This is a genomic window from Pseudomonas sp. REB1044 (assembly GCF_038813925.1).
Classification (GTDB): domain Bacteria; phylum Pseudomonadota; class Gammaproteobacteria; order Pseudomonadales; family Pseudomonadaceae; genus Aquipseudomonas; species Aquipseudomonas boreofloridensis.
On sequence record NZ_CP046139.1, the window covers coordinates 423,163 to 436,025 of the forward strand.

General features: G+C 64.2%; 8 protein-coding genes. 3 read left to right on the forward strand and 5 right to left on the reverse strand.

Annotated elements, in window-relative coordinates; genetic code table 11:
- Nucleotides 1–4: 4 nt before the first annotated feature.
- The 3 genes from creB to creD all read left to right on the forward strand — a co-directional run bounded on the left by creB (nt 5) and on the right by creD (nt 3,539).
- Nucleotides 5–685: a two-component system response regulator CreB gene (creB, locus tag GKC70_RS01915; protein ID WP_342650288.1), complete on the forward strand. Its 681-nt coding sequence runs from the start codon at nt 5–7 to the stop codon at nt 683–685.
- A complete protein-coding gene (gene creC / locus GKC70_RS01920; protein ID WP_342650289.1) occupies nt 685–2,118 on the forward strand; it encodes a two-component system sensor histidine kinase CreC in 1,434 nt (477 codons plus the stop codon). The genes creB and creC overlap by 1 nt, the downstream gene beginning before the upstream one ends.
- Nucleotides 2,119–2,210: 92 nt before the next feature.
- Nucleotides 2,211–3,539, forward strand: a complete 1,329-nt coding sequence (gene creD, locus GKC70_RS01925) for a cell envelope integrity protein CreD (protein WP_342650290.1) — start codon at nt 2,211–2,213, stop codon at nt 3,537–3,539.
- A gap of 339 nt (nt 3,540–3,878) precedes the next feature.
- Here the strand turns inward: creD and GKC70_RS01930 are convergent, their stop codons facing one another.
- The 5 genes from GKC70_RS01930 to aceE all read right to left on the reverse strand — a co-directional run bounded on the left by GKC70_RS01930 (nt 3,879) and on the right by aceE (nt 12,543).
- Entirely contained in the window at nt 3,879–4,493 is a 615-nt protein-coding gene (locus GKC70_RS01930; RefSeq protein ID WP_342650291.1) for a glutathione S-transferase, read from the reverse strand.
- 9 nt (nt 4,494–4,502) lie between these two features.
- Nucleotides 4,503–5,168: a peptide-methionine (S)-S-oxide reductase MsrA gene (gene msrA / locus GKC70_RS01935; protein ID WP_342650292.1), complete on the reverse strand. Its 666-nt coding sequence runs from the start codon at nt 5,166–5,168 to the stop codon at nt 4,503–4,505.
- Nucleotides 5,169–5,272: 104 nt separating this feature from the next.
- On the reverse strand, nt 5,273–7,966 hold the full coding sequence (locus GKC70_RS01940) for an EAL domain-containing protein (protein ID WP_342650293.1): 2,694 nt from the start codon (nt 7,964–7,966) through the stop codon (nt 5,273–5,275).
- 268 nt (nt 7,967–8,234) lie between these two features.
- Nucleotides 8,235–9,884: a dihydrolipoyllysine-residue acetyltransferase gene (gene aceF / locus GKC70_RS01945; RefSeq protein WP_342650294.1), complete on the reverse strand. Its 1,650-nt coding sequence runs from the start codon at nt 9,882–9,884 to the stop codon at nt 8,235–8,237.
- A 13-nt stretch (nt 9,885–9,897) separates the two neighbouring features.
- Nucleotides 9,898–12,543: a pyruvate dehydrogenase (acetyl-transferring), homodimeric type gene (gene aceE / locus GKC70_RS01950; RefSeq protein WP_304485319.1), complete on the reverse strand. Its 2,646-nt coding sequence runs from the start codon at nt 12,541–12,543 to the stop codon at nt 9,898–9,900.
- Between the last annotated feature and the right edge of the window lie 320 nt (nt 12,544–12,863).

Sequence of the window (12,863 nt, forward strand, 5' to 3'; positions counted from 1 at the left end):
TCCCGTGCCGCACATCCTCATCGTCGAAGACGAATCCGCCATTGCCGATACGCTCGTTTACGCCCTGCAGGCCGACGGGCACAGCACCACCTGGGTGAGCCTGGGTGGGCAGGCGCTGGAGCAGATGCGCCTGCGGCCGGCCGATCTGGTGATCCTCGACATCGGGCTGCCGGACATCAGCGGGTTCGAGACCTGTCGGCAACTGCGGCGCTTCAGCGAAGTGCCGGTGATGTTTCTCAGTGCTCGCGACGGCGAGATCGACCGCGTGGTGGGCCTGGAGATCGGCGCCGACGACTACGTGGTCAAGCCGTTCAGCCCGCGTGAGGTCAGTGCGCGGGTGCGGGCGATCCTCAAGCGCATGGCCCCGCGCGTGGAGGCGAGCGCAGCGGTGGCTGCGTTCGAGGTCGATACCCTGGCCATGCGCATTCTCTATCACGGCCAGGCGTTGACGCTCACGCGCCATGAATTCCGCCTGCTGCAATGCCTGCTCGAGCAGCCACGGCGGGTGTTCAGCCGCGAGCAATTGCTCGACGGCCTGGGTGTGCCGTCCGATGTCGGCTATGAGCGCACCGTCGACAGCCATATCAAGAGCCTGCGCGCCAAGCTGCGTCAGGTGGCGCCCGAGGCAGAGCCGATCCAGACCCATCGCGGGCTGGGCTACAGCTACAGCCCGGATCACACCTGATGCGCCTGGGTATTCGCATCTTCCTGGTGTATTTCCTGTTCGTCGGGCTGTCGGGCTACTTTCTGCTCAACACCGTACGCGAACAGATTCGCCCGGTGGTGCGTCAGTCCTCCGAGGAAACCCTGGTGGACACCGCCAACCTGCTGGCCGAGATCGTCCATGACGACGTCAAGGCTGGCACGCTGGGACAAAGTCACCTGCCGCAGGTGATGAAGTCCTACGGGCAGCGCCGTCCTGGCGCCGAAATCTGGGGCTTGGCGAAGAATCAGGTCAGCCACCGCATCTATGTCACTGACGCCCAAGGCATCGTCTTGCTCGATTCCAGCGGTCAGGCGCTGGGCCAGGACTACTCGCGCTGGAACGACGTCTACCTGACCTTGCGCGGCCAGTACGGCGCCCGCTCGACCCGCAGCGACCCAAACGACGAAAGCACTTCGGTGATGCATGTGGCGGCGCCGATCCTTGACGCCGGGCGCATCATCGGCGTGGTGACCGTGGCCAAGCCCAACAGCTCGCTGCAACCCTACATCGACCGTTCCGAGCGGCGCTTGCTGACGCTCGGCCTGGGCTTGATCGTGCTGGGCCTGCTGGTGGGCGCGGCGTTGTCCTGGTGGCTGGCGCGCTCGCTGCGCCGACTCACCCGCTATGCCCAGGCCGTCAGCGAGGGCCAGCGCGCGGCGCTGCCGCACTACAAAGGGGGCGAGTTGCTGCAGTTGGCCACGGCGGTCGAGCGCATGCGCACGCAACTGGAGGGCAAGGCGTATGTCGAGCGTTACGTGCATACCCTGACCCACGAGTTGAAGAGCCCGCTGGCGGCGATTCGCGGCGCGTCGGAGCTGCTGCAGGCGCCGATGGCCGACGAGCAGCGCGCCCGCTTCGCCGGCAATATCGAACGCGAGAGCGAGCGTTTGCAGCAGATGATCGAACGCCTGCTGAATCTGGCGCGGGTCGAGCAGATGCAGACGCTGGAAGATGAGCAGCAGGTCTCGGTGGCGCTGCTGATCGAAGACATGCTGCACAGCTATGCGCCACGTATCGAGAGCGCCGCTGTGCAGGTCGCCCAGCAGGTGCCGCACGGCCTGCGCTTGCTGGGCGACCCCTTCCTGTTGCGTCAGAGCCTGGCCAACCTGCTGGATAACGCCCTGGACTTCACGCCGCCGGGCGGTGCGCTGGTGTTCGCCTTGGAGCGTGCAGGCGAGCGCGTGGCCCTGAGTCTGTTCAATCAGGGCGAGCCCATTCCGGATTATGCCCTGGAGCGGGTCAGCGAGCGCTTCTATTCATTGCCGCGGCCGGGCACCGGGCGCAAGAGTACCGGCCTGGGGCTGAACTTCGTCGCCGAGGTGATGCACCTGCATGGCGGCACGCTGGCCGTCGACAACGTCGAAGGCGGTGTGCGGGTTCGCCTGTGGCTGCCGATGCGACGCATCAGCTGACACCCCAACTCCACACACTCTCCACAGAACCTCCCCATTGGCTCCACGTGCCGGGCGCAACCTGCGTTCATCACCCTCGGAGTCCAACCCCCATGAACAAGACCCTCGGTTTCAAGCTCGGCCTGATCGGCGTGCTGATGCTGTTGTTGCTCATTCCCCTGCTGATGATCGGCAACCTGATCGACGAGCGCCAGAACCTGCGCGACAGCGTGTTGCAGGACATCGCCCAGCGCTCGAGCTTCGACCAGCAGATCAGCGGCCCGCTGCTGGTGGTGCCCTATCGCAAGTTGCAGCGGCGCTGGATCGAGAAGGACGGCAAGCGCGTCGAGGAAACCAGCTCAATCGCCGGTCACCTGTATTTCCTGCCGGAAACCTTCGACGTGCGGAGCCAGGTGGATACCGAGCTGCGCGCTCGCGGGATCTATCAGGCGCGGCTGTTTCATGCCAAGAACCAGATCGGCGGGCGCTTCAAGCTGCCCGCACGCTGGGGGATCGAGAAAGACTTCGACGACTACCGTTTCGACACCCCGTTCGTGGCGGTGGGCGTCAGCGATATCCGTGGTATCGAGCATGCCACCGAGTTCAGCTTCGACGGCCAGCGCCTGCCGTTCGAGGCCGGGACCGGTCTGGATTGGATGAGCGGCGGCCTGCATGTCGCCCTGCCGCAGCTCGACGGCGAGCAGGCCCGCGCGTTCGACTATGGTTTCGACCTCGGCCTGCAGGGCACCGGGCAACTGCAGGTGCTGCCCGTGGGCCGCAGCAGCCGGGTGCAGATGCACGCCAACTGGCCACACCCCAGCTTCATCGGCAGCTACCTGCCGGCCAGCCGCGACATCGACGCCAACGGCTTCACCGCGCACTGGCAGACCTCGATCTTCGCCACCAACCTGGAAGACGCCTTGCGCCAGTGTGCCGAGTCCGACAAATGCGCAGCGTTCAGCGAGCGCACCTTCGGCGTGAGCTTCGTCGACCCGGTGGACCAGTACCTCAAGAGCGAGCGGGCGATCAAATACGCGCTGCTGTTCATCGCCCTGACCTTTGCCGGCTTCTTCCTGTTCGAGGTACTGAAGAACCTCAGCGTGCACCCGGTGCAATACGTGCTGGTGGGGGTGGCGCTGGCCCTGTTCTACCTGCTGCTGCTGTCGTTGTCGGAGCACCTGGGCTTTGCCCTGGCGTATGCGCTGTCGGCGGCGGCCTGCGTGCTGTTGATCGGCTTCTACCTGAGTCATGTGCTGCACAGCCTCGGCCGCGGGATCGGCTTCGCGGCCGGGCTGGCGGCGCTGTACGGACTGCTCTGTGGCCTGCTCAGCGCTGAGGACTATGCGCTGCTGATGGGCTCGCTGCTGTGCTTCGGTCTGCTGGGCGTGTTCATGGTGCTGACCCGCCGGCTGGACTGGTCGCGGGTGGGGAGGGGCGCATGAGGGAGGACAAGGAGATCGGGCGCTGGTTGGCGCTGCAGGTGGGGTTGTTGTTTGCGCTCAGACCCAGGCCACTGCGGCTGAAACGCCCCTGATGGTGTTCACTCAAGCGATGTATGGCTGAAATTGGGGCTGCTGCGCAGCCCATCGCGACACAAGGCCGCTCCTACAGGGTCCGGACAGCCTCATATTTCAGGGTTTACGCGGACGTTGTGGGAGCCCATCGCGACACAAGGCCGCACAGGGGGTGCGCAGCCTCATGTTTCAGGGATTACGCGCACGTTGTGGGAGCGGCCTTGTGCCGCGAAAGGGCCGCTAAGCGGCCCCATCTTACTCCTGCTGTCAGGCCACCGGCACGGTAGCGAGCATCGAGGGTCGCTGGCTCACCTCGGCATACCAGGCCGCCAGTCCTGGCTGTTGCTCGCGCCAGCCGAACGCGGGCTGGCGCAGGTCCAGATAACCCAGTGCACAGGCCACGCCGATGGCGACGATATCGAAGCCCGAGGCGATTTGCGCCAGGTGCTGCTGTTCCAGGTTCGCCAGGCTGCGACGGATCTTCTGCGATTGTGCCTGCAACCAGCCGTCCCACTGTTTGTCTTCAGGACGCAGAAAGCTTTCGTAGCGGCTCGACACCGCCGCGTCGAGGATCGCATCGGCCTGTGACGCCAGGGTCAGGCGCCGCCAGCGTGCCGAGCCCTCGCGCGGAATCAGTGGCTGGCCGACGTGCTGGGTGTCGAGGTATTCGCAGATCACCCGGCTGTCGTGCAGCACCGTGCCGTCGGCCAGGCGCAGGGCCGGGATCTTACCGATCGGGTTGTCCTGGTCGAGTTGCGCATCGCCATTGACCGGGCTGATGTTGACCGCCTGCAAAGTCACGCGCGACAACTGCCCGGTTTCGTGCAGCACCAGCATGACCTTGCGCACGAACGGCGACAGCGGCGAATGAAACAGCACCATGCCCACGGTTCAGTTGCCTTGCAGGCTGGGTGGCAGGCAGACGCCCGTGCCGCCGATGCCGCAGTACCCTTCCGGATTCTTGGCCAGGTACTGCTGGTGATAGGCCTCGGCGAAGTAGACCGTCGGCGCCTGCTCGATCTCGGTGGTGATCTGGCCGAAACCGGCCTTGTCCAGCTCGGCCTGGAACGCTTCACGGCTGGCCTTGGCCTGCTCCAGTTGTTCGGGCGAGGTGCAGAAGATCGCCGAGCGGTACTGGGTGCCGACGTCGTTGCCCTGGCGCATGCCCTGGGTTGGGTTGTGCAACTCCCAGAACATCGCCAGCAGTTCGCCGTAGCTGACCTTGTCCTTGTCGAACACCACCAGCACTACCTCGGTGTGGCCGGTCAGGCCCGAGCATACTTCTTCGTAGGTGGGGTTGGGGGTGAAACCGCCGGCATAGCCGACCACCGTGCTGACCACGCCGTCGCGCTGCCAGAAGCGCCGTTCCGCGCCCCAGAAACAGCCCAGGCCGAAGATCGCGAAGTCGACGTCCTGGAAGAACGGGCCGAGCAGCGGCGTGCCTTCGAACACGTAGTGGAACTCAGGCAGCGCCATCGGCGTTTCACGGCCGGGCAGGGCCTGTTCGGCGGTGGGCAGGACGTTTTTGTTCACCAGGATTTCCGAGCGCAGGACCATGGAAGGCTTCTCTGTTTGGCAGTGGGACAGTGCGGTGGGCTGATCGCCGACAATTGCGCGATCAACTGCGAATAGACCTATAGTGCCCGAGCTTTGAGCGGCTGTCAGGCCACCGGACCGCGTGGGTAGCGCTTGAGCTTGTCGACCAGCTCGCGGCCGGGGATCGGCCGGTCGAACAGGTAGCCCTGGCCGACATCGCAACGGTGGCGACGCAGGAAGGCCAGTTGCTCGGACGTCTCGATGCCTTCGGCGACCACCTTGAGCTTGAGGTTGTGGGCCATGGCCACCACCGCTGAGGTGATTTCCATGTCGTCCTGGTTGGCCGGGATCTCGCTGATGAAGCTGCGATCGATCTTGATGATGTCGATGGGAAACTTCTTCAGGTAGCTCAGTGACGAATAACCGGTGCCGAAGTCATCCATGGCCAGGGTCAGCCCCAACTGCTTGAGTTCGTCCAACTGGCGCCGCGTGTCCTCGGTGGCCTCCAGCAGCAGCCCTTCGGTCAACTCCAGCTCCAGCAGATGCGAGGGCAGGGCTTCTTCCTTGAGGATGGTGCCAATCGAGCTGACCAGCTCGGGATCGGAGAACTGCTTGGGCGACAGGTTGATCGCCACGTGCAGGTTGCCCAACCCGGCCTCGCGCAGCTCCTGGCTCATGCGGCAGGACTGGCGCACCACCCACTTGCCGATGGGGATGATCAGCCCGGTTTCCTCGGCCACGCTGATGAACTGGTCCGGGCGGATCATGCCGCGTTCCGGGTGGTTCCAGCGCAGCAACGCTTCGAGCCCCAGCAGACGCCCGCTGCGTAGGCACAGCTTGGGTTGGTAGAACACTTCCAGTTCGTTCTGGGTCAGCGCGCGGCGCAGGTTGTTCTCCACGAACAGCTTGTAGCTGGCCTCGGCGTTCAGCACTTCGGTGAAGATCTGCACCTGATGCTTGCCGTTGGCCTTGGCCTTGTGCAGCGCCAGACCGGCGTTCTTCATCAGGGTCTGCGGATCGGCGCCGTGCAGCGGTGCGCAGGCCAGGCCCACGGAGGCGGTGACGTTGATCAACTGGTTGTCGACGAACATCGGTTTGTCGAGGGTGCGCAGCAGTTGCAGGGCCACGGCCTGACCGTCTTCCAGGCTGGTGTCGTCGAGCAGCACGGCGAACTCGTTGCTGGCGAAGCGCGCCAGGCTGCCGCCGCTGTTCAGGCTGTTGCGCAGGCGCCGGGCGAGGCTGATCAGCAGCTTGTCGCCGGTCTGATGGCCGAGGCTGTCGTTGATGCGCTTGAAGTTGTCGATGTCCACCAGCAGCAGGCAGATGGGAATGCTGCCCTCGCGGGCGAAGCGTTCATCGAGGCTGCGGATGAACGCTGGGCGGTTACCGAGGCTGGTGAGGTTGTCGGTATAGGCCAGCCGCTCGATACGCTGCTGGGCGAGCTTAGTCTGGGTGACGTCTTCGTAGATGCCGATGTAGTGGGTCAGCTCGCGGTTGTCGCCGTACACCCTGGAAATCGACAGTTGTCCCCAGTAGGGCTCCAGGCTCTTGCGCCGGCTCTTGAACTCGCCCTGCCAACTGTTGCCGGCGGCCAGGCTGGAGGGTGGGTCGAAGATCAGTTGACTGAGGTTCTCCAGCGCGGGCAGTTCGGCCAGGTGGTGGCCTTGGACTTCCTCGGTGCTGTACTGGGTGATGGCGGTGAAGCTGGGATTGACGTACTCCACCACGCCGTCGCGGTTGACCAGCAGGAAGGCACTGGCGCTCTGTTCCACCGCGCGCTGGAACAGGTGCAAGGCACTGGTGGCGGTGCGCCGGTTGTGGTTGGTGATGACCTGGGCGAACTGATCGGCCAGCTCGCCGGCGAAGGCGATCTCGTCGGATTGCCAGGCGCGCGGCTGGCCGGTCTGCTCCAGGCACAGCACGCCGACCACCTGACCGTCGACACGGATGCTGGCATCGAGCATGGCGTTGTCGAGGGTGTTCGACAGGCCTTGCACCAGATCGCGGGTGCGCGGGTCGTGACTGGCATTGTGCGCGTCGATGGCGCGGCTGGCGTGCAGCGCCTCGAGGTAGTCGGGGTAATGGCTGGCGTCGATCGGCTGCGGTAGGCGGTGGGCCTGTTCGCCCTGATACCAAGCGGTGATCGGCTCCAGGCGCTGTTCGTTGAGGTACCAGATGCTCGCGCAGTCGAGTCGATAGATCTCGCAGGCGCTGCGGGTGATCAGCTCGGCGGCTTCGAGCAGCGAGTTGCTGGCACTGTAGCGCTGGCGCGCCAGGCGCAGGATCAGGTCCTGCTGGGCGCGGACCCGCTCCAGGTGTTCGAGTTGTTCCTGCTGGGCGCGCTGGTTGAGCTGCAGGGCCAATTGCAGGTGGCTGTTGCGCGACTCCAGAGCGTTGGCATCCTGGGTCGAGAGGTCTTCGACCTGATCGTCGAGCACCGTCAGGTAGCCGCGCAGCAATTGACGGTTGTGCTGGGCATAGGCTTCGCCGACTTCGAGCACGCGCAGCGGACCGCGAGCACCGTGCAAGGTGTAGCGCACCCGGTAGTGCTTGCGCCGGGCCAGTTGGCGCTGGATCTCGTCGTGCAACTGATAACGCGCCTCGGGTTCCATGAGGCTGGCGTAGGGCGAGCCGACCAGCGCGCAGAGCTCGGCGGCGGGCAGGCCGAACTGGCGGTCGCAGGCCGGATCCAGGTACAGCATCGCCCAGCTCGCTTCGTTCAGCCGCTCGTAACGCAGCATGCCGAGCCGCGAAGGCACGGGTAACTGCGTCACGACCTCGGCCGCCACACAGCTGGCGACATCGGGTTGGCTATTCATCGAGAACTCGCTTGAACAAGGCGGTTGGCGCGGACTGCCGCAGAGGTGCGACGACGCGTTGAGCAAGGGTGCATCATGTCCCCTGAGCTGGCAAGCGGCCATAATACGGGCTTTGTCGGGTTATCGGCGGGGGCGCAGGAATCTGAAGCACGGGGCCGCATGGACAGCCTGCAAAAAAAGCCCCGCCAGAACATGGCGGGGTTGAGGTACGAGCGTGGCAGCTCGAAATCGATGCCCGCCTCCCCAGCGAGGGGAGGCGGTTGCTGCGTTACAGCAGCAGGGTGCGGATGTCGGCCAGCAGGTCGCTCAGGCGCTTGGTGAAGCGCGCGGCGGCGGCACCGTTGATCACCCGGTGATCGTAGGACAGCGACAGCGGCAGCATCAGCTTGGGCTGGAAGGCCTTGCCGTCCCAGACCGGCTGGATGGTGGCCTTGGACACGCCGAGGATCGCCACTTCCGGTGCGTTGACGATCGGCGTGAAGCCGGTGCCGCCAATGTGACCGAGGCTGGAGATGGTGAAGCAGGCGCCCTGCATGTCGTCGGACGACAGCTTCTTGTTGCGCGCCTTCTCGGCCAGTGCGGCCGCTTCGCCAGCCAGTTGCAGCAGGCTCTTCTGGTCGACGTTCTTGATCACGGGGACCAGCAGGCCGTCCGGGGTGTCCACGGCGAAGCCGACGTTGACGTACTTCTTGCGGATGATGGCCTTGCCGCTCGGCGCCAGCGAACTGTTGAAGTCCGGCAGCTCCTTGAGCAAGTGGGCGCACGCCTTGAGCAGCAGCGGCAGCACGGTCAGCTTGACGCCGGCCTTTTCCGCCACGGCCTTCTGCGCAACGCGGAAGGCTTCCAGCTCGGTGATGTCGGCCGAATCGAACTGGGTCACGTGGGGCACGTTCAGCCAGCTGCGGTGCAGGTTGGCGGCGCCGACCTGCATCAGACGGGTCAGGGCGACTTCTTCGACTTCGCCGAACTTGCTGAAGTCCACGACCGGGATCGGTGGGATGCCAGCACCGCCGGTCGCGCCGCCTGCGGCAGGCGCTTCCTTGGCTTTCTGCATCATCGCCTTGACGTAGACCTGCACGTCTTCCTTGAGGATGCGGCCGTGCGGCCCGGTCGGGCTGACGGCGCCCAGCTCGACACCGAATTCACGGGCCAACTGACGCACGGCCGGGCCGGCGTGGACCTTGGCGTTGCTGGCAGCGGCAGGTGCGCTGGCAGCCGGCGCAGGTGCCGCCGCTTGGGCAGCGGCAGGCGCGGGCGCTGCGGCTGGGGCGGCTTCGGTCTTGGCGGCAGCGGGTGCTTCGGCCGGGGCCGCAGCGGCTGCCGGCGCAGCACCGGCCACTTCCAGCTTGAGGATCAGGTCACCGGTGCCGACTTCGTCGTCCAGCTTGGCGATCACTTCCTTGACCACGCCAGCGGCGGGGGAAGGGATCTCCATGGACGCTTTGTCCGACTCCAGGGTGATCAGCGACTGGTCGGCTTCGACGGTGTCGCCCGCCTTGACCAGCACTTCGATGATCTTGGCCTTGCCCGACGAGCCGATGTCCGGCACGTGGATGTCCTGCACGCTGGCTGCCGCAGGGGCAGCCGCCGGCGCTGGAGCGGCCTGTTCGGCCGGCTTCTCGGCAGCCGCAGGGGCCGCTGCAGGTTTTTCTTCGGCGGCGGCCGCCTCAGGCGCCGCAGCGGCGCCTGAGGCTTCCAGCACCAGCAGTTCGTCGCCTTCTTTCAGGCGGTCGCCCAGCTTGACCTTCAGTTCCTTGACCACGCCAGCCTTGGGCGCTGGAATTTCCATGGAGGCCTTGTCCGACTCCAGGGTCAGCAGGCTCTGGTCGGCCTCGATACGGTCGCCGACCTTGACGAACAGCTCGATGATTTCACCTTCACCGCTGCCGATGTCAGGTACGCGAATGAGTTCGCTCACTTAAAAATACTCCTCAGCAGTCCAGTGGGTTGCGCTTGTCCGGATCGATGCCGAACTTGACGATGGCGTCAGCCACAACCTTGGGTTCGATCTCGCCGCGGTCAGCCAGGGCTTCCAGGGCAGCCAGCACCACGAAGTGGCGGTCGACTTCGAAGAAGTGACGCAGCTTCTTGCGGCTGTCGCTGCGACCGTAACCGTCGGTACCCAGGACCTTGAACTCTTTGCTCGGCACCCACTGGCGGATCTGCTCGGCGAACAGCTTCATGTAGTCGGTGGAGGCGATGACCGGCCCTTTGCGGCCGCTCAGGCACTGCTCGACGTAGGTCTGCTGTGGCTTCTGGCCAGGCTTGAGGCGGTTGGCGCGTTCCACGGCCAGGCCGTCGCGACGCAGTTCGTTGAAGCTGGTGACGCTCCACACGTCGGCACCGACGTTGAACTCTTCACGCAGGATCTTCGCTGCTTCGCGCACTTCGCGCAGGATGGTGCCCGAGCCCATCAACTGCACGTGGTGTGCGGCGTCGCGGGTGTCTTCTTCGAGCAGGTACATGCCCTTGATGATGCCTTCCTCGGCACCGGCCGGAATGGCAGGCTGCTGGTAGGATTCGTTCATCACGGTGATGTAGTAGAAGATGTCCTGTTGCTCTTCGGTCATCTTCTTCATGCCGTCCTGGATGATCACCGCCAGCTCGTAGCCGTAGGTCGGATCGTAGGTGCGGCAGTTCGGGATGGTGCCCGCCATCATGTGGCTGTGACCGTCTTCGTGCTGCAGGCCTTCACCGTTGAGGGTGGTACGGCCGGCGGTACCGCCGATCAGGAAGCCACGGGTGCGGCTGTCGCCAGCGGCCCAGGCCAGGTCGCCGATACGCTGGAAGCCGAACATCGAGTAGAAGATGTAGAACGGCAGCATCGGCTGGTTGTGGCAGCTGTACGAGGTGCCGGCAGCGATGAACGACGACATGGCGCCGGCTTCGTTGATGCCTTCCTCGAGGATCTGGCCCTTCTTGTCCTCGCGGTAGAACATCACCTGGTCTTTATCGACAGGCTCGTAGAGCTGACCGACCGAGGAGTAGATGCCCAGCTGACGGAACATGCCTTCCATACCGAAGGTACGGGCTTCGTCCGGGATGATCGGCACGATGCGCTGGCCGATTTCCTTGTCCTTGACCAGCTGCGCCAGAATACGCACGAAGGCCATGGTGGTGGAGATTTCGCGGTCGCCCGAGCCGTCCAGGATCGCTTTGAGCGTTTCCAGTGGCGGGGTCGGCACGCTGAAGCTCTTGGCGCGACGCTGCGGCACGAAGCCACCCAGGGCGGCGCGACGCTCGGCCAGGTACTTGGCTTCGGCGGAGCCTTCCTCAGGCTTGAAGAACGGCAGGTTCTCGAGCTCGGCGTCCTTGACCGGGATGTCGAAGCGGTCGCGGAATTTGCGCAGGCTGTCGACGTCGACCTTCTTGGTGTTGTGCGCGGTGTTCTTGGCTTCACCGGCACCGGTGCCATAACCCTTGATGGTCTTGGCCAGGATGACGGTCGGCTGTTCCTTGTGGTTCACCGCTTGGTGGTAGGCCGCATACACCTTGTACGGGTCGTGGCCGCCACGGTTGAGCTTCCAGATCTCGTCGTCGGACAGGTCTTCGACCATGGCCTTGAGCTCTGGGGTGTTGAAGAAGTGCTCGCGCACGTAGGCGCCGTCTTTGGCCTTGTAGTTCTGGTATTCGCCGTCGATGACTTCGTCCATGCGGCGCTGCAGGGCACCGTTGGTGTCCTTGGCCAGCAGTGGGTCCCAGAAGCGACCCCAGACCACCTTGTTGACGTTCCAACCACCGCCACGGAACACGCCTTCGAGTTCCTGGATGATCTTGCCGTTGCCGCGCACAGGGCCGTCGAGGCGCTGCAGGTTGCAGTTGATGACGAAGATCAGGTTGTCCAGCTTCTCACGGCCGGCCAGGGAGATCGCGCCCAGGGATTCCGGCTCGTCGCACTCGCCGTCGCCCATGAAGCACCAGACTTTCTGCTTGCCGGCCGGGATGAAGCCACGGGCTTCCAGGTACTTCATGAAGCGTGCCTGGTAGATGGCCTGGATCGGACCCAAGCCCATGGATACGGTCGGGAACTGCCAGAAGTCAGGCATCAGCCAGGGGTGCGGGTAGGAGGACAGGCCATTGCCGTCCACTTCCTGGCGGAAGTTGTTCATCTGGTCTTCGTTGATGCGACCTTCGAGGAAGGCGCGGGCGTAGATGCCGGGGGAGGCATGGCCCTGGAAGAAGATCAGGTCGCCGCCGTGTTCTTCGGTCGGGGCCTGGAAGAAGTAGTTGAAGCCGATGTCGTACAGGGTGGCGCTGGAGGCGAAGCTCGAGATGTGTCCGCCCAGGTCCGAATCCTTCAGGTTGGTACGCATGACCATGGCCAGAGCGTTCCAACGCACCATCGAGCGAATGCGGCGTTCCATGAACAGGTCGCCAGGCATGCGTGCTTCGTGGGTGACAGGGATGGTGTTGCGGTATGGCGTGGTGATGGCATAGGGCAGCTGCGAACCACTGCGGGTGGCCAGCTCGCCCATACGGGTCATCAGGTAATGAGCGCGGTCTTCGCCTTCTTTGTCGAGGACCGACTCCAGGGCATCCAGCCATTCCTGGGTTTCGATAGGATCGAGGTCTTGCATGGCTTGCTCCAGGGCGGAAAGGCAACCAGAATCGGAAGCCTGAGTTTGCGACTGGCCTTTTGGGCAGACGTCGTGAATTCTTGGATTTGCCGGAGCGTCTTCCGGCGCCGTGTAGTTTTACTACAAATGCTTCGGCATTTCATGCTTTTGAGCATACATGGGAGTAGTAACACTACAGGAATGCGGCATGTGGCCGCCTTCCGGGTTGTGGAGAAAATCGTTCCTCGTGGTTGGATTTGCACGCTAGTGCGAGGTTTGCTGATGAATCGTACCAATGATTCGTATTTTTCAGCTATTTACCACTTTTGTATGACAGTCCA